Source organism: Corynebacterium sp. HFH0082, from assembly GCF_000411235.1.
Classification (GTDB): domain Bacteria; phylum Actinomycetota; class Actinomycetes; order Mycobacteriales; family Mycobacteriaceae; genus Corynebacterium; species Corynebacterium jeikeium_D.
In genome coordinates this window covers 1,361,469-1,379,590 of record NZ_KE150404.1, presented here as the reverse complement: position 1 = coordinate 1,379,590, position 18,122 = coordinate 1,361,469, and the positions used below count along the sequence as shown (strand labels likewise).

14 protein-coding genes and 1 tRNA gene are annotated in these 18,122 nt (G+C 57.2%); 4 read left to right on the top strand and 11 right to left on the bottom strand.

All coding sequences use genetic code 11. The features are described from left to right. The first annotated feature begins 2 nt into the window (after nt 1-2). The gene (locus HMPREF1206_RS05925; protein WP_016422443.1) at nt 3-719 is read left to right on the top strand and encodes an LUD domain-containing protein; all 717 of its coding nucleotides are present in this window, start codon (nt 3-5) and stop codon (nt 717-719) included. Between the two features lie 16 nt (nt 720-735). Here the strand turns inward: HMPREF1206_RS05925 and HMPREF1206_RS05920 are convergent, their stop codons facing one another. Next, entirely contained in the window at nt 736-1,140 is a 405-nt protein-coding gene (locus tag HMPREF1206_RS05920; RefSeq protein ID WP_016422442.1) for a hypothetical protein, read from the bottom strand. 117 nt (nt 1,141-1,257) lie between these two features. Here HMPREF1206_RS05920 and HMPREF1206_RS05915 point away from each other — a divergent pair, with 117 nt between their 5' ends. Beyond that, nucleotides 1,258-2,280 carry a pirin family protein gene (locus HMPREF1206_RS05915; protein ID WP_016422441.1) on the top strand — a complete coding sequence of 341 codons (1,023 nt, stop codon included), beginning with the start codon at nt 1,258-1,260 and terminating at the stop codon, nt 2,278-2,280. A gap of 194 nt (nt 2,281-2,474) precedes the next feature. Here HMPREF1206_RS05915 and HMPREF1206_RS05910 read toward each other — a convergent pair. From HMPREF1206_RS05910 to HMPREF1206_RS05865, 10 genes are all read right to left on the bottom strand, one after another. Further along, nucleotides 2,475-2,547: transfer RNA gene (locus HMPREF1206_RS05910), tRNA-Arg, on the bottom strand. A 93-nt stretch (nt 2,548-2,640) separates the two neighbouring features. Further along, the gene (locus tag HMPREF1206_RS05905; RefSeq protein ID WP_016422440.1) at nt 2,641-3,432 is read right to left on the bottom strand and encodes an ABC transporter ATP-binding protein; all 792 of its coding nucleotides are present in this window, start codon (nt 3,430-3,432) and stop codon (nt 2,641-2,643) included. Then, a complete protein-coding gene (locus tag HMPREF1206_RS05900) occupies nt 3,432-4,607 on the bottom strand; it encodes an iron ABC transporter permease (RefSeq protein WP_016422439.1) in 1,176 nt (391 codons plus the stop codon). The genes HMPREF1206_RS05905 and HMPREF1206_RS05900 overlap by 1 nt, the downstream gene beginning before the upstream one ends. 30 nt (nt 4,608-4,637) lie before the next feature. Continuing rightward, complete coding sequence (locus HMPREF1206_RS05895) at nt 4,638-5,840, bottom strand: ABC transporter substrate-binding protein (protein ID WP_016422438.1); 1,203 nt, start codon at nt 5,838-5,840, stop codon at nt 4,638-4,640. A gap of 169 nt (nt 5,841-6,009) precedes the next feature. Then, nucleotides 6,010-6,462, bottom strand: coding sequence for a MarR family winged helix-turn-helix transcriptional regulator (locus HMPREF1206_RS05890; protein WP_016422437.1), 453 nt, complete (start codon nt 6,460-6,462; stop codon nt 6,010-6,012). Between the two features lie 71 nt (nt 6,463-6,533). Then, nucleotides 6,534-7,025: a MarR family winged helix-turn-helix transcriptional regulator gene (locus tag HMPREF1206_RS05885; RefSeq protein ID WP_016422435.1), complete on the bottom strand. Its 492-nt coding sequence runs from the start codon at nt 7,023-7,025 to the stop codon at nt 6,534-6,536. A 14-nt stretch (nt 7,026-7,039) separates the two neighbouring features. Then, complete coding sequence (locus HMPREF1206_RS05880; protein ID WP_016422434.1) at nt 7,040-9,697, bottom strand: ATP-binding protein; 2,658 nt, start codon at nt 9,695-9,697, stop codon at nt 7,040-7,042. Between the two features lie 3 nt (nt 9,698-9,700). Continuing rightward, nucleotides 9,701-10,876, bottom strand: coding sequence for a DNA repair exonuclease (locus tag HMPREF1206_RS05875; RefSeq protein WP_005509591.1), 1,176 nt, complete (start codon nt 10,874-10,876; stop codon nt 9,701-9,703). 2 nt (nt 10,877-10,878) lie between these two features. Continuing rightward, nucleotides 10,879-11,937 (bottom strand): hypothetical protein, encoded by a 1,059-nt coding sequence (locus HMPREF1206_RS05870; protein WP_005509512.1) that lies wholly within the window; start codon nt 11,935-11,937, stop codon nt 10,879-10,881. Continuing rightward, nucleotides 11,937-15,176 carry a DEAD/DEAH box helicase gene (locus HMPREF1206_RS05865; RefSeq protein ID WP_016422433.1) on the bottom strand — a complete coding sequence of 1,080 codons (3,240 nt, stop codon included), beginning with the start codon at nt 15,174-15,176 and terminating at the stop codon, nt 11,937-11,939. The genes HMPREF1206_RS05870 and HMPREF1206_RS05865 overlap by 1 nt, the downstream gene beginning before the upstream one ends. A gap of 579 nt (nt 15,177-15,755) precedes the next feature. Here HMPREF1206_RS05865 and putP point away from each other — a divergent pair. Together putP and HMPREF1206_RS05855 are read left to right on the top strand one after the other, a co-directional pair. Beyond that, the gene (gene putP / locus HMPREF1206_RS05860) at nt 15,756-17,279 is read left to right on the top strand and encodes a sodium/proline symporter PutP (protein WP_016422432.1); all 1,524 of its coding nucleotides are present in this window, start codon (nt 15,756-15,758) and stop codon (nt 17,277-17,279) included. A gap of 97 nt (nt 17,280-17,376) precedes the next feature. After that, entirely contained in the window at nt 17,377-18,018 is a 642-nt protein-coding gene (locus HMPREF1206_RS05855) for an HNH endonuclease family protein (RefSeq protein ID WP_016422431.1), read from the top strand. The last annotated feature ends 104 nt before the right edge of the window (nt 18,019-18,122 follow it).

Sequence of the window (18,122 nt, the reverse complement as noted above, 5' to 3'; positions counted from 1 at the left end):
CGATGACCAACTCTGGCGCCAAAAACGACATTCTCGGCCGCATCCGCAACGCGCAGAAGATTGCCTTTGAGGGCCGCGATTTAGCCTCTGACGTGGGCATTATCACCGGCGAGCCCGGCGCGCACTTCTCCGTTCCACGCGACTATGAACGAAGCTCGGAGCTGCCCCACAAGGACATCGTTTCGCTTGCCGACGAACGCATCGCCGATTACAAAGCCGATGTGCGCCGTTGTGGCAGCTCGGCAACTGAAATCAATGACGCAGTGAAGAAGGCTATTGCGGATGTTGGGGCCTCGCTGATTGGTATCCCCGAGGGCTTGGACCGCGACTGGGTTGCGGGGCTTGGCTCTGGCGAGACTGCTGAAGGGGCGACCGAAATCCGCGTCGATACCGGTTTCAACGCCCGCGAACTGGACGAACTCGATGCCATTGTCACCAGCTCTGCGGTTACCTGCGCGGAGACCGGCACCATTTTCCTGGACGGCTCCGCTACCTCCGGGCGCCGAGCCCTGACCTTGGTGCCGGATAAGCATATTTGTGTCGTCCCAGCAGAGACGATTGTCTCTGGCATTCCGGAGGCCATTTCCCGCCTGCGAGAGGTTGACCCCACGGCTCCAATCACTATGATTTCCGGGCCTTCTGCGACCTCGGATATCGAGCTTTCCCGCGTCGAAGGTGTCCACGGCCCGCGCACCTTGATTGTGATTATTGCTGGGTAGGGGCGAATACTCCCTGTTATCGCCCTGGCCAGTACCTTTTGACTGACACGAATAGCATCACCGCTACCGCCACGATTGTCACCGCAGCGGTAGCGCCAACATGGTGCCGCGGCACATTTGATGCAACTACCAGCACAATAACCAGCGCAAGGACTGCAGCCCAACCTTGTCGCGCCCTTTTATCCCATTTGAAGGCATTGTCCTCCCAGTCCGGGTCAAAGACCCCTTCCCTATTGCGGTAATCAAAAACGAACTGAACCGCGATTAGTAGCAACACACCGGGAAAAATCCACTTAGTTGTCAATCCCGCCCATGCAATGACTCCGATTAAGAACCCGAAAATGGCAGCATAGATAACTGCTTGTCCCCATACTGCACTAGGGCTTTTGGGTCTTTTCAGCGCAACTTCGGTTTCCGTCATAGATTCCAGGCTAAATCTCAAATCGAAGCTCCACAGCGGTTTCAACCAAACCTCGGAATATTGACATGCCAACAATGCGTTATGGAAAATGAAACAACCTAGCTAAAGGAGCCTTCCATGAGCGCAATCATTCAAAAGTTCTCAGTAGCCGACAACCCACAGCTTCCCGGCATGGATCCCTTCCTGTTCGCGGTCCACCATTACGACCTATACCCGCAGGCCAAGGGCACAACCATGACACCAGATGCCTCGCTGCTCGGCCACAATATCGGCATGGACTTTTCCGGCAAGGACGGCTGGTCCATGTACCACGGCACAACCGTCCCCGGCTTCCCCTCCCACCCACACCGTGGATTTGAAACCATCTCCATCGTGGAGGAGGGCTTCGTCGACCACACCGATGCCGAAGGTGCACAAGCCCGCTACGGCGAAGGCGACACTCAGTGGCTGACCACCGGCGCGGGTACAGCACACGCAGAGATGTTTCCGCTTTTGCATGACGACGGCCCGAATCCCCACCACATGTTTCAGATTTGGCTGAACCTGCCGCCCGAGGGCAAGGGGGCAAATCCGCACTTCCAGATGTTTTGGGCCGAGGACACTCCACACGTCACCGGCACTGATGACAATGGCCACGGTTACGACGTAAAAGTCATCGCTGGCGCATTCGGCGATACTCAGCCGCTTGCTCCACCGCCAGAATCCTGGGCCTCCAACCCGGATTCCGATGTAGCCGTGTGGGTGCTGCGTCTGCAGCCAAACGCGCAGCTCACTTTGCCACCTACCAATCATGCCGAGACAATTCGGAATCTCTACTCTCTACGCGGCAGCCTCTCCGTCGAGGGCGAAACGCTGGAGCAAGAGGGCGCAGTGCTGCGCTCAACTGAGGCACTGGACATTTCCGCAGGTGACGAAGGGGCTTTCGCACTCATCCTCCAGGGGCGGCCAATTGGCGCTCCCGTGTATCAGCATGGCCCGTTTGTCGCGAATAGCCGCGAAGAGCTCGTTGAGGCATTCGATGCCTACCAGCGTGGCGAGTTCGGCGCATGGCGGTTTGATTCCAACGATCCGGTTGCACCCTTTGAAGAGGGGCGCTTTGCCCGCTATCCGGACGGTACGGTTCGCCGCCCGGTCAACTAACCGGGATCCCCGGCGGGCTGCACTTGTGAAACTGTGCGAGTTTATGACACTTTCAGGCCATTTTTCGGGCCATTTTTGTCATAAACGCAGTCAGTAACTCGGATTGGCCCGCTTCCGCCAGGTACACCCGAAACAAAAATCCCTAAAGCAACCAGGCGAATCTAATCGAACCTGACCGCTTAAGGGATAAAACGTGCCCCCGAGAGGAGTCGAACCTCCGACCTTCGGTACCGGAAACCGGCGCTCTATCCACTGAGCTACGGGGGCGTGTGGCACAAGTACAACAAGTGCAACGAGAAGAGATGTTACCACTTGGCTGGGGCGATTAGCGAAATGCCCCGCACCCCAGCCAAATCCGCACTATGCGGCCTCAGAAACCTGGTCTTCCTCAATAGGACACACCACGGGCACGCCTTCGTCATCAAGCACGCGGGCTCGAATTCCATAGACGCGGGCCAAAAGGTCCGGAGCGAGAACATCAGCAGGTCTCCCCTGGGCAACCACGTGGCCGTCGTGAAGCATGACAAGCTCATCGCAGTAGCGGGCGGCGAGATTGAGATCGTGGATTGCGACGAGCGCCAAGGAGCTCCGTGAGGTGACCTCCGCGCGGACGAGCTGTAGGAGTTCTACCTGGTGGCGCAGGTCGAGGGCGGAGGTGGGTTCGTCGAGAAGCATGACCTCGGGATCACGGACAAACATCTGCGCGACGGCGACGAGCTGACGCTGACCGCCGGAGAGCTCGCCGACGAAGCGGTCGGCAAGGTGCTCAATACCAACCTTGCGGAGAGCCGCCGCCGTGTGCTCAATCTCGGAGCCGCGAACGCGCAGACGCCCGGCGCGCCGCCCAGAGACCAACACCGATTCAAATGCGGTCAGCGAGGCACTTGCTGGCAAATCCTGGGGCACGTAGCCCACCACATCACGCAGTTCGGAGCCGACAACCCGCTCAGTGTCACGGGTCAGCACAATCTCCCCGGACATGGGCTTTCGAATCCCCGCCAGGGCGGTCATCAGTGTGGACTTGCCCGCAGCGTTTGGGCCGAGCAAGCCCGTCACCGTACCCGGCTTTAGCGTGCGTATTGACGCCCCGCGCAGCACCTTCCGCTTGCCATAGCCTGCAGCTACGTCATTGACATCGAGAAATACGCCCATTAGTTCCACACCGTCCTCTTACGCAGGAAAACCAAGCCGACAAAGAATGGGACACCGACGATTGCCGTAATGATGCCAATCGGCACTGCCACACCCGGCACCACCGTGATGGATACCGCATGAGCTGCCGCAAGCAGCGCCGCGCCTGCCGCCATCGATGCTGGGGCAAAGAAGCGCTGTTCTTCACCGACCAGCATGCGCGCAATGTGTGGACCGACCAGTCCGATGAAGCCGATGATGCCGGCAAAGGCCACTGCGGTTGCCGCCAACAGCGAGGCTACAATCAGCGTCGCAATGCGCAGCCTATCCACATTGATGCCCACGGCTTTTGCGCGGGCATCGCCAAGTCGCAGCACCGTCAGCGCCCACGCGTAGCGGATGGTGAACGGAATAGCGATTAGCAGCGCTGCCGCAATGATGCCGTTGGCCACCCAGTTCGCGCGCTGTAGCGAACCCATCGTCCAGAACACGATCTGCTGGAGCGCCTCGGTAGTCGCGCGGTATTGCAACAGCGCCAACAGCGCTTGGAATAGAAACACCAGACCGATACCCAGCAGAATCATCGATTCCTTACCCGAGCCGCGCCATACCGACGCCGCCGCCACAATCGCCACAGCGACGACGGATGATACCCAGGCCACAGCCGCTAAGTTGAACTGCGCATGCGGAATGATCACCCAGCCCAGCACAATCGATGCCGCCCCACCGAACGCCGCTGCAGCGGAAATACCGAGCGTAAACGGCTCCGCCAGAGGGTTGTCGAGGATTGTCTGCATCTGTGCGCCGGCAAGCGACAGCGCTGCACCAATCAGCACTGCCATCACTGATGCAGGCAGGCGCAGCTTCCACAGCACCGTACGAGTGGTTTCGTCAACATCATTCGGGCTCACGATGCCCCGGACGACATCCCCCACACTCAGTGACATCGGCCCCACGATTGTCGCCACTACAAACGCGCACACGGCCAGACCCACCAGCACCGCAATAACGGCAATCTTCCGGGCTGAGCGTCGTCGGTACTGTCGCGCAGAGTCGTAGGTCGTGCTTGACGACGGACACTCGTGCTGTTCGGTGGCGGGCTGCGACTCTTGACCGCCACTGTCGTTGGTGGAGGTGGGCTCGCGGGGTTCGTCGTCAAGCCCTGACGCGGGAGCGTGCAGGTTGGTGTAAGTCATCGGATTCCTTCTTCGGTGGTGGAAGATGGGTTACTTGGTCGGCTCCAGCGCGGTGAAGAAGGTGCCGCTGAGTTCGAAGGGCAGGTAGTCCTTGTGGAACTTGGCGAAGTCATCGACTGGGTCGAGGTCAGCGAACTCTTCGGGGTGAATCCACTTGGCGAATTGCTCGAGGGCGAAGACGTTGTACGGCGAGTCGTAGAACTGGTGGAAGGCGGCGTACAGGTCCCCCTTCTTCGGCGCAGTCAGGGTGTCAAAACCCGGCGTCTTCAGCAGACCTTCCAGAGTGCGCTGTGCGGTCTCTGGGGTGGCGGTGTAACCGAGCTCAACGTGTGGCAGGACTTCCGGCTTCTTTGGGTCGAGCGCCCAGGAACCGCCGGTGGCGATGATCTTCTCCGGCTGGACGGACAGGACCTTCTCTGCGGTCACGTCGCCCGATTCGGTGTCGAGGAGGCTGTCTCCGAGGTTCTCGCCGCCGGCTGCTGTGACGAGGTCACCGAGGTTGGACTTGTTGACGGTCGAGCAGCAATCCTTGAGGCCGGCTGCTCGCCAGACGAAGGTCTTTGGCTTGTCTTCGAGCTTGGCGGCGCGTTCGGTGATCTCGTTGACGCGCTTAGTGTAGAAGTCGGTGAACTTCTTGGCATTGTCCTGCTCGTCGACGATCTGGCCGAGGAGCTCGACGGACTTGGCGGTGTTCTCCAGGGGCTTCTGACGGAAGTCGGTAAATACGTACTTCAGACCTGCCTGATCAAGCTTGGTGAGGAAACCAGACTCCTCCGCGGCCTTCTTATGGTCAAGGGTCATGACGACCACGTCTGGGTCGTGGGAGATGAGGTTTTCAACTGTGACATCGCCCTTGGCGATATTGCCGATGGTCGGCATGTCCTTCAGCTCTGGATTCGCCTCGAAAAGCTTGGTTTCAAACGACGGTGCGCCCGAATGCAGATCGCTGCCCATGGCGACAACGTGGTCACCCGGGTTTTCCTGGTCAAGCATCGAGGTGACAAACATGGCGCGGCCTTCACCGAGCACGACTCGTTCAGGCTGCTTATCGAAGGTCACAGTGCGACCTGCGACATCAGTAACAGTGAGTTCTCCCTTGTTGTCGGCAGCCTCGTTCGACTCCGCGTCCGCACCGCATGCTGTAGCGACGAAGCTCAGCGCTGCACACCCGATTACGGCCAGAGTTTTGGTCTTTGGCGCGGTTTTAGCCTTGGCGAAAATATTGACTCTCATGCGTTCTTGTTTCTGCCTTATTTATCTCTGCGTAGTTTTTGGTGTTTAGGGCGTGCAAAGAGAAGCGAACACTCACCCCTTTGCATTAGGCACGCCTTACCTTACAGTTTGAGGCGTAGAGAAAAAAGCGCCCTGCTAGTGGTGGTTTTACTAGCAGGGCGTAGAGGTCTTATTTCCTTTCGAGAACCGCCTGGAAGCACCTCAACATCACTTCGCGGTCTTCATTAGCAAGTGGTGAAATAACTTCCTCGCGAACGGTGTCTACGTAATCCGGTGCCGCTTCGGCAAATACGTGTCGACCAACACCTGTTAGGACGACGACATAATCCGAGTCCGGGTCTTCGCCGTGATCTTCGGTGTGAATAAATCCGCGCTTCTCCAACCTGTTGGTATGCAGCAGCGCGCGAGGATGGTTCCACTTCAGTCGATCACAAATCTTGTCAACATGCAGAATCCCATCCTCCACCTCATGCAGAGCGATGAGCAAGGTAAAGTCCGCGAACGTCAGCCCAGTTCGAGTGCGTAGGCTCCGCTCAATATTGCGCTCTACCTCGCGAAAAGCAGCTACCATCGACTGCCAAAAGAGCTGTTCATCATCACTCAGCCATTCAAATGAGTTCATACTGCTCTAGGCTAATGGTGAGAGCCTCGAAGCGGAGACAAATGAGAAAACACTCACAGAAAAACTTTTGACTACTCTGCTTTTCCGTCGGCGAAATCGGTGACCGTAGCATTGGCGGTCTCTGCAATCTTATCGAGCACAGCGGAAATTCCCTGATAGTCGATATTTTCACCGAGCACATCAAACAAAACATGGCGCACAAGCTTCACATGGTTCGGCGCCGCCTTCTCAATCACGGTTCGGCCCTGTTCAGTAAGCGTGACATCGATACCACGGTTATCGCAGGCGCAGCGTTCCTTAGTTACTAGTCCTCGTCGCTCCATACGAGTGATTTGGTGCGACATTCGGCTACGGTCCCATTCCAGGGACTCGCACAGGGTGCGCATGCGCACAACATTGTCTTCAGCCTCGGAGAGAACAACCAGAACCGAAAAGTCTGCAGTGGAAATATCGAGAGTTTCTTGCAGCTGAAGGTCGATTGACCTGTCAACGGCCCGCTTTGCGTTCAGAATTGAGCGCCATAACCGCTGTTCTTCATCACTTAACCACGGAACATCTTGCATGTGTACAGAGCCTACTATCTTGAAACCAAATCCTGAATTTTCATAAATTCCGCTCCTGTCACACGATCGAAGCGTGCTTCATCGCACGTCAGGACTAGTACCTGCATATCGCGCCCCGCTTTGGCAAGAGCATTATTCATCCGCCGCAAACGGTGTTCGTCTGAATAGCCTAATGCATCATCAATAATCACCGGTGCGCCTTGTCCGCCCTCCATTACGCCGGCGACGGCCAAGCGCAGCAGAATGTCCAGCTGTTCCTGCGCTCCACCAGATAGCTCATCGACATCGAACTTGCCATCGGCATTGGACCGTGACTCAATCTCCAAGTCCTCATTCATAGTGAACTGGGTTCCCGCACCGAACACACCGCCGCCGTACTCTTCGAGCTTGCGGAGCAAGGGGTCAGCCAGCGCATTCCGCGATGCCGCGCGTGCCTGTGTCATTACCTCCATCAGAGTCTTGGCGGCAGCTGCACGCCGACGCATTGAGTCCCGATCGCGCTGTGTTCGCTCCACCACGCCTTCTGCTGCTGCCAGCTTCTCATTCGCGCTGTCGAAATAATCCAAGTGCACCCGAATTTCTTGCCGACGCTTTTCCAGCTCAGCCAGGCGCTTCTCAACTGCATCTCGCCGCTGCTTAGCACCCGCGAGCGATGCCTCCACATCGTCGGCATCCCGCTGTGCCAGCTCCTTCTGAGCCGCCGCTAGCTGCCCTTCCGCCACCTGGAAGTCCTTGCCTCGGTTTTCCACCGCAGCAAAGATCTCGGCATCCGAGGCTTTTTCTCGCGCCGTCGTGAGCGAATCTTCGCGGACCTTCAGGACGGACCGAGCCCCTTCAAGCTCGCTGCTGGCCTTCGTATAGTTGGCGTGTGCAGGACGCTTTTCCAGCTTCGACAAGCGCATATCAGCATTGTCGCGCTCCGACTCGGCATCCCTACGCACCACTGCGGCTTCTTCCAGCCGCGACTTTGCCGCTACCAAGTCAATCTCCGTCGGCGCATCCTCGCCCGCAAGTTCCCGATACCGCTCGCCGTGTACTCGCGCTTCTTCCTTCGCATCGTCCAACTCTGCTATGAGCTGGTGATACTCCACACCGTCGGACACCGCTGTTATGGATGTCTCCACCTGGAATTTTGCTTTTTCCGCTTCACGACGTCGTGCGTATGCCTTTTGTGCTTCCGCGACAGAATCAGCGCCTGCCGCCTCAAGCTGTTCCTTGAGCGATATCTCTGCTTTTTCCAGCTTGCGCTGCTGCGAATCTGAGCCGTCTCCGGGCTGGATAGCAACCGTGACGTCGCCAACTTCGATGACCAATGGTTTAGTAACCGCGCGTTGAACTGTCCCAGCCTCCGGAGCGAGCCCCACTTTCTCGCCGTCGACCGTGACCTCCTGCGCACTACTAGCCGAGAGCTGCACACTCGGGCTCGACGCCTCCAGAACAGCGGTGGCTGTTGCAACTTCGCGTTCGCAGGTCAACAGTTTTTCCATTACCTCCTCGGTAACGGAATTCCGAGCAATTACCTCCTTGTGCTCTGCCAATTGCGCGCGGAGCGCATCGAGTTTCTCCACTCGCTTCGACAGGGCTTCAACCAAGCCGCGCTTCTCCCCCAATGCGACTTCAGCTGCGGCCAGCTCTTCTGCTTTTCGAGCTTCGCGGTACGCGGTCACAACCGCATCGCGGTCTTCCTGCGCCTTCTGTAAAGCTGCGACCTCCTTATCGAACGCTTCCTTAAGTTCAGCAACTTTCTTCTCTGCGGCGGAATGCTGATCCTTGGCATCTTGTGCCTGCTGAATGAAGGTTTCCCGCTCTTGCTGAGCCTGTTTAGCTAAGTCCAGCTGCTGCTTCGCCGCTGCAGAGACCTCCTGTGCCTGGGACACGGCAACCCTGAACTTTTCGAGTTCTTCTAGCGCCTGGCCCCAGTGCTCGACTTCGTTTTTGGCCTCTGGCAACGATGCCCGCTGCGTGTGTTGGCTTTCTTCATTACGAGCAGCTTCCTCATTGAGCGCCTCGAATTCCCGGACCTTTTTCGCCGCTTCGTCGCGCACCTGCTGGGCTTCCGTCAGCTCTTTGTCTACGTCGGTAAGCTGCTTGCGCTCTTTGCCATTTTTTTGGAAATAGTTGCCGTATTCAGCTTCAACGGCTTCAAACAGACCTACCTCTTCTGCGGTTTCCGCGCGCTGCCCCGATGCCGACTGCAGTGCGCTTGTGACCTGCGCATACCCGCCCAAGGAGAGTGTCTTTTGTGCTTGCCCCTGCTCGGCAACGAAGACCTGCCACAGGTTCTTGGTGTCTGCATTGTGCATTCGGGCGGCCAGCCACTCTTCCGCCTGGTCATCTTTGAGAACCTCGGCTGACGGAGAGTGGACGGTGACGATTGTGCCGGTGTCCTTGGTGCTACCAAAGATCTTGTCCAGCGTAAATTCGTAGCCGTCAAGCTCCAGCCGGAGCTTAACCTGCGGCTTTTCCTGGCTGGAGTGACTGTTCAGACTAAGCGCTTCACTTGACTTGGACTTCCATTTTGTCGTCAGCGCAACGTGAATAGCTTTGGCGATTGTCGTCTTACCCGACTCGTTTTCACCGGAAATCACTACCACACCGCGTTCGGCTAGTCCCGTGATTGAGAGTGAATCAATCGCACGTACATTGTGTAATTCGATGTCGTGAAAACGCATGATTTATTCCTTCTCTCCTGCCAGGCGGGCCAGCAAGCGAAGCGCATCGGCTGCTGCGGTGGCTTCAGATTCTGATAGGGGGCTACCGCTCTCGGTTCGTCCTTTACTCAAGACCGTTAGTTTTTCTGCAGCTATGAGCGGATAACCGGTGAGATTGAGATTAGAGATATCCCCCTCGGACGGAACCACCGTCAAATCGGAGCCACTTTCCCGGCGATAAAGTGCAGCGAAAAGCTGTTGATACTGCTCAAGTCGGTTTTCAAAGGTAGTCGACTCTGACAGTGTCACGGTTCCTCGCAATGAATACTTCACCGCTGTGTCTGTCTTCGCCTCGATACCGTCCAGCTCAGCAAAAAACTCATCGAGGTCTTCCGCGCCAGTGATATCCATGTCGATGGCATGAAAAGCCCACTGCCCCACTCGGTGGGAGGCCACGGTAACTGAGCCTTTTACGGGGTCATCCTCTGCGATTTCGACGACTAGCGCATTGCCGGAATCCCGTTCTTTGTCGTCATACGCTGTGGTTTCGTGTGCGCCGGAGAAATAAATTCTGCCAACATGATCGAGTCGGCTCGTGGAGTGGGAATCCCCCAGCGCAACATAGTGCAACGCCCCACGGTCAATAGCTTGTTCCAAGCTGGTCAAATCAATGGTGGCGCCTGCATCAGCACCAAAGCCCTCTACTTGGCCGTGTGCGACCATCACTCGAATTCCATCGGCGGGCTCAAGCTCCGTGGCTATTTCCGCCACGATGTCATCTGCCGAATACTTGCCGCGTACTGGCACACCGATGAGTTCCACCCCGTCACGGATGGAAATGGGCTCGCTGTCTCGAATTACGTAAACTCCTCGGTCTTCCAAAGATTCGAAAGCGCTACGTCGAAAAATGGAAGAGGCATCGAGCGCATCATGGTTGCCGGGTAGGAGATACACCGGCACCGGTAACTTGGCGATTCGCTCAAGAGCCCGCAGGAACACCTTGTCCGGCAGTGTGTTGGAATCGAACACGTCTCCAGCGACGACAATGAACTCAGCGCCTTCGCTGGTCGCCAACTCGCCGATGCGATCGATGGCGTTGAGGCGACTTTCGTGGAACCTAGCTTGGGCTTCACCGCCGTCGAGCTCTAGGAACCACCGAGTCATTCCCAGTTGCCAATCTGAGGTGTGAATGAATTTCATGACTAGCGCTCCTTTTGTCCCAGGCTCAGCGATTCCTGCAGATGTTGCCAACAATCTTCCAAATCGGCGACTGCACGAATGGTCTCTCTCGAAATTACGCAGGTTGGCTGCAATGCTTCATGCAGCAAACTGCGGTCGGTAACTGTTAGTGGATCAATAACCTCAAGCGAAGGAACGCTGACTCGTTCCAAGTCATTGCCCCAGTAGTCGGCTTCGACAGCGAAAAGCTCGGCAACCTTTTTCTGCTCGTTGTCACCGCCATCATTTCCACCAGCAACATCCGACTTCTGGTCGGTTTTATTGGGATCCTCCCGAACCGCGCCGCCAAGCCCGAGGCGCTTCGGCGCAGTCCGGTTTCGCAGCTGTGTTAGTTCCTGAAGCCGGCGTTGCAATTCGCGTTGCGGATAATCGCGCAGCTGCAGTAGCGACAGCGGATCGCGGTCGATATCAGCGACAAGTTGAGCTGCGATTGCAACGGTGTGCTTACACACAGGTGCCGGGTCCGGGCAGGTACATTCGCTGTAAATGTGCTCTTCGCCATCGCAAAGCAGCATTTCCATCTGCTCATACGGCAATTCACCGTGCTCAAACTCCGTGAAAGCCGACGGATTGTTCACTAACCACCGCAGTACGTCGTCAGTTTGTTTCTGCTCCCGCCGTGGGAACCGAATAAAGACTGAGAATGGTTCCGGCTGGCTGCCCTGCACTTCACCGATGATGTAACCATCCGCGATTCGAAGCCCCAGCACATTGCCGTCGAATCGGTACTTCTCACCTCTGTGAACACGACCCGAATCGGCGCCACGGATGATGAACTCCCACACCCACCGGGCAAAAGTAGTACGCGGCTCGACCGCCACGCGCGCTGCGGTTCCACGGCGCTGCTGTCCGGTAAATGCACCGGCCCAGTCCTGGGTGGCTAGGAGCTTTTCAATCGTCGAGCTGGTCGCTGGCGCGCTTCGCGCCGTAGTCCTTTTACGACCGCGCTTCCCAGAGGGGCCCTTGCCAAACTCGGCAAAGATGACATTGTCGCCCCATGTCACGTCTCCGTCACCGGCCATTAGTACCACCTCTTCTGGACTCTAAACGGTGTCACATTGTTGGGAATCGAATCGTCATCAGAGGTTGCGGAATCCGATGCCGTGGCCTCTGGGGTCACCCCATCGGTCACTGTCCTACCGGACTTTGACTCCGCTGCGTCCATCGATTCACGCAGTGACTGAATCTTGTCCTGGTCCAATTGCCACAGAGACCGCAAACGGTGAAAGTCCATCTCCGTGAGCTTGGTTTCACCAGCGCGCACAACCGCATCGGCCAATTCTGCCTTCTCGAAAATCAGCTCGTCGATACGCTCTTCCAGCGTTCCCACGCTGACCAGCTTGTGCACGTGTACGTCTTTACGCTGACCGATGCGGTAAGAGCGGTCCGTGGCCTGGTTTTCAACCGCTGGATTCCACCACCTGTCAATGTGAATGACGTGGTTGGCGGCAACCAGGTTGATACCGACACCTGCCGCGAGAGTCGACAGCAAAATGATTGGTGGACCGTCCGGGGCATTAAACTCTGCCACTACTTTCTCGCGCTGTGCCGGAGTCATTGCCCCTTGAATAAACGGAATGTCCACGCCAAGGCGCTTGCTGAAATGAGGGGCGAGCATCTTTCCAAACTCCACGAACTGCGTGAACACAAGCGCGCGTTCACCGTTTTGGACAATCTCATCGACGAGCTCTTCCAGCCGTGCAACCTTGCCCGAGCGATGCTGCCCATGATTGAGCAGCCCCGAGCCGTCGTGCTGGTAGTGCGCTGGGTGGTTGCAAATCTGCTTCAACTTCATGATGCCGCCGAGGATGATGCTCTTTCGCCCGAAGTTGCCAGAGCGGTTCCGCTTCGAGCGCTTAAGCTTGTCCTCGATATCCTTCACGGCTTCCTGATACAAGAAAGCCTGCTCCGTCGTGAGAGGAACCATTTCCACCTGCTCATTCTTCTTAGGCAGGTCCGGCGCAATAGCTGGATCCGACTTGAGTCGGCGCAGGATAAAAGGTGCTGTAATCGACTGCAATTGCAGTAGCATTTCCGCATTCCCATCACGCTCGATGGGAATCGCAAACTTGTTGCGAAATGCATTCGCCGACCCCAGCATGCCTGGGTTACAGAAATCCATGATGGTGCGTAGCTCGCCCAAGTCGTTTTCCACCGGAGTACCAGTCATGGCGATGTTGTGTCGCGAGCCCAGGCTCCGTAGCGCTCTGGATACCTGCGCGTTGGGGTTCTTAATTGCCTGTGCTTCGTCGGCAATAACATGATCCCACTGCACTTGGGAAAGTTCCTTCACATCGCGGGTAGCAACACCATAGGTCGTCACAACAACATCGTGTTTTCCGATAAATTCCTGTAGTTCTTCACCATGAGGGCGGTTTGAACCATGCAGCAGCCCAACCTTGAGCTCTGGAGTGAACTTTGCCGCTTCTGCTGCCCAATTGCGCAGCACACCTGTCGGAACGACCAGAAGCGAAGCCTTGTGCTCTTGATCCGTCGCATCCGCTTGACGACGGCAGCGCTCATACTCCAACAGCGCCAGAATTTGCACAGTCTTACCAAGCCCCATGTCGTCAGCGAGAATGACACCAAAGCCGCGGTTGGACATATCCGCCAGCCACTCCACACCGCGCTGTTGATACTCCCGCAGCTCACCGACAAAACTCGGTGGCACCTCGACCGACTCTGCGAGGGCCGTGGAACCGTCTGAGTACTTCGACACCAACGCCTTGAGCCAAGAGGGATCCCTGGGGGCGACTGGCACTGCTGCTGGAGCTTGCGACTCCAAGCCACCGTCGAAGACCAGCTCTTTCAGGGTGGCTTGCCCCTTACCGGTCTCCTCCCCGGCCTTGGTCTGCTCCACCAAAAACTTCAGGGCTTCTCTAGCTACCTCTGGGTTCGCGTGCACCCAGTGGTCTCGCAGATGCACTAGCCCCGTACTCGATGCAGCGAGCTCACGCATTTCCGCTTCCGTCAGTACGGCATCCCCCACGGCCAGCTTCCACTCGTAATCAACCAGTTGGTCAAATCCGAGTTTCGGTTCCGAACGGCGCCCAGCAGGCCCCGTCGGATCTAACTGGACGACTTCAGTGTGCAACTGCAGGGTGGTCTCCACTGACTTCCAGTTCGGCGGCAGCATCACATCGATATCGACCTTTGCCAGCTGCGAGATGCCATCAGTCATAAGCTCTATCAGCTGCTCTGAGGTCAGCAGCAGATCTAAGCCCGGGTGGCCCGCTGCTTTCGCATATTTGAGCGTCGGGAATGCCTCTTGTGCAGCCAATAGCTGCGGGCGAAGTAGCGACAGCACGGACCGGCGACACATTTCTGGGTTCAGGCGCTCTGGAGCTGCGACACCGATGCGGTAGTACATCCGCAATGGCCATAGAGTCTCATGTTCCACCGCAGCTGAACGAGGATTGAGGCGAGTTACTGAGCCGCCTTCGTCATCCGCTCGATCCCGCAACTCCAACAGCTGCGGAAGATCCACATCCGGCAAGTCTTCCAGCTGGCCTTCAAAACCAACGGGTTCCTGCACCATTAGCTGCAGGCGAACATCCTCACCATCGGCCGACAGCCTCCACTTTGCCAGCGACTGCGCCACCCCCGGCGTCGCGCGCCCCAGGGAATCCGACTGCAACAACGACCGCACGAAGCTCTGGCGCTGTTCTGCCGGTTCATCCAAATCGGCCAGGAGCGCGTTGGTGACCCAATGAAACATGCGATTGATGAAATCCTCAGCCACCGTGGCACCTCCGTTATCAATCAACACCGGTGGTGTACGGGAAATGACCTGACTCTGCCAGGCAATCTCACTCAACCCCTCCGACATCCGCCACGTCGGCCACCACTCATTGTCTTCCCACGTCAGCGCCACCAGTGCCCGCCCAGAGCGTGCGAAAGCATCCAATCCCTGTACAACATCTACAAAGAACCTAAGATCCGGCGCCATCGCCGCCGAGGAAACTTCCTCCTGCAATTGCACCAGTGCTGTCACAGCAGCCCATGGCGGGAACACCCATGTGGGTACCGTTTTCTCTACTGCCCGCCCCTTCGGTGTGCGCAGTTTTAGCGTCAGCTGCGCTCGACTCCCCCGGTCCAGGACTGCAAAAAGCCGACGCTGATGCGCCGGGACTTCCAGCAAATCCACGTCCGCAATAATCCGGTGCCCCTCTGGCCGCTCCACCCATAGGTGAAGACCCGAATCATCCTTCCAGACCGCGTGCAGCAGCAACGGCACCGCTGACTTAGCAACTTGGCCCATTACTTCCTCCCCACTGCTTGCTCAGCCATCACCGTCTAATCACCCGGCGACTTCGCCACCAGATATTTCTTCAATGAAGATTCTGCCACGCACCCCGGAGCAGCTTTTCCATCACACCACAAGATTAGCACGCGTGTTCGAATTATGTATCTTGCAAAAATTACTTCACCTCCACCCAAATACCCCTTTTCCCAGGTAATTTGTCGCACTTAACCGATTTTTAAAGCCTTTTTCAACGCTTCTTATCTTGCAATGCAGCGCATCACATGCAAACGTCGTATGAGCTACAAGAATTAAAAATGTGTGACTCGTGCAATAGTTCTGCCATGGTTCGCATGTGCCAGTAGGCTCCGCTGACTGACGTAGACAGCCTGGAAGCCGAAGTTGTGTTTCATTGCGAATCGCAGGTTCCGCTGTTTCTGTCGGCCACTTTCTGGTTCGATGTTGCTGCGACGCTGTGAACGTCGTCAAGCGGACTGACTCAATTGAAATTGAGTGATGCGCCAGGAAACGGTTTCCGGCGTGCTGGGCAGTGCGTGAGTCCGACTGTACGCCTAATAAATAATGAGGAGTTGCCCTGTGGACCAACAAACATGGTTCATCATCGCACTAGTCATTTATCTGCTGTTGATGGTCTACATCGGTTGGACCGGATGGAAAAAGACCGCAGAGTATGACGAATACATGATTGGCGGTCGCGGTCTGCATCCGTTCGTCGCAGCACTGTCAGCGGGTGCATCGGACATGTCCGGTTGGCTGCTGATGGGTCTGCCCGGCGCGATTTATCTTTCAGGCCTGAATCAGACCTGGATTGCAATCGGCCTGGTCGCAGGCGCATGGTTGAACTGGAAGCTCACCGCACCGCGCCTGCGTAGCTACACCAAGATTGCTCGTAACTCGATTACCGTGCCGTCGTTCCTGGAGAACCGTCTGCACGATACGTCGAAGGTGCTGCGCGTTTCCGCAGGCCTGATTATTCTGCTGTTCTTCACCTTCTACGTCTCCTCGGGCATGGTCGCAGGTGGCCGCTACTGGGAGTCGACGTTCGGTGGCAGCTACCTCGTCGGCATGCTGCTGGTTGCGGGGATCACTGTCGCATATACCTTGTTCGGCGGCTTCCTTGCTGTCTCCTACACGGACGCGGTGCAGGGCATCATCATGTTCATTGCGCTGCTGACGGTTCCGACTGTCGGCATCATCTACCTGATTAACAACGGCAACTCCTTCTCGGACATCTTCAGCTTTGCTGCTAACAACCCGTACCCGGGCAGCGAGGGACAGCCGGTTGAGACCTTCTTCGATCCGTTCGCCGGCATTCCGCTAATCACTATTATCGGTCTCCTCGGCTGGGGTCTGGGCTACTTTGGCCAGCCGCACATTATCGTCCGCTTCATGGCTCTGCGCAGTGCAAAGGACGCAACTGAGGGTCGCCGCTGGGGCGTTGGCTGGCAGGCACTGTGCATGCTCGGCTCGGTCCTCGTGGCCCTGACCGCAACTGTTTTCTTCGCTACGAACCCAGATGCTTCGGTCACTGATGCGTCTTCCTACGAGACCATCTTCCTGGACATGACCCGCATCCTGTTCCACCCGCTGATTGCAGGCCTGATTCTGACTGCAGTGCTGGCAGCAATCATGTCCACCATTTCTTCGCAGCTGCTGGTGTCTTCCTCCGCGCTGATCGAAGACCTGTTCAAGGCAACGGTCAACAAGTCCCTGCGTCCGAAGACCTACATGACGCTCTCCCGCGTCGCCGTCGCGCTGATCGCCATCATCGCCGCAATCATCGCTGCTAACCCGAACAGCTCCATTCTGGATCTGGTTGGCTTCGCATGGGCTGGCTTCGGCTCGGCATTCGGCCCGGTGCTGCTGGCCGCCCTCTACTGGTCGCGTCTGAACACCCCTGGTGCTGCTGCCGGCATGATCACCGGTGCGGTTGTCTCCTTCGCATGGGGCATGAGCTCGCTCAGCGACACTCTCTACGAGATCGTCCCGGGCTTCGCCGCTGCAACTGTCGTGATGATCATTGTCACGCTGCTTACCAAGGAGCCGAACGAGAAAATCAAGGAAGAGTTCGACCACGCAGCAAAGCAGGCTCTGGTCTAACGCTTTGATCTAGGCTTGGCCTCCGCTAGCCCCGCAGGCTAGCCCCGGCGCATACCTACAAGGGAACCGAAAAAGTATTTTTCGCGCCCAACTAGGTATGCGCCCTTTTTTATTTGCCATCCTGGCCGCCTCCCTGACTGCCGCCTTTGTCTCATCCTTTGCGCTTACGCGAGTTCTCGTCACCTCCTCCCCCGCGGGCTCGGAGACGGAAGCCGTCGTCAAGCAACTGCGCACCGTACGCGTCGTCGCCGACCGCCCCACCGTCACCGGATACAAGCGCGAGCGCTTCGACGTCTGGGCAGGTTCTGCCGATTGCAATACACGCCATAAAGTGTTGGCGGCGTGGTTCGGGGACTCTGCGTGTTCGCTTGACGACGGCTCCCCGCGCGAAATCCCCGACCCTTACACGGGTGACCCAGTTGGTGCGCATGAGGTCGATATCGACCACATTTATCCGTTGGCAGCGGCGTGGGATTTCGGAGCCTACGCCTGGGATTCCGAAAGGCGTCGGCAATTTGCCAACGATATCGAGACCAACCTCGTGCCCACGCGAAGCGCGGTCAACCGGGATAAAGGAGATGCCAGCCCGGCGGAATGGCTTCCCGAGGATGCGAAGGCGTGTCACTACTCGCATCGCTACTTAGCGGTGGCCATTAAATGGGACCTGCCCGTATCGTCGGCAGACTGGACGGCGATGGCAGCTGCGTGTGGGATCCGCGCGGGAAAAGGCACGAAATAGAGAAAATAGTGCGAGCACGTTAAGTTAAGGACTGGTCTTAATAAAGAAATATCCAGGCCACTCCTCGCTTGAACGCGAGGCCTACATTCAGTCGTGGAAAGGTA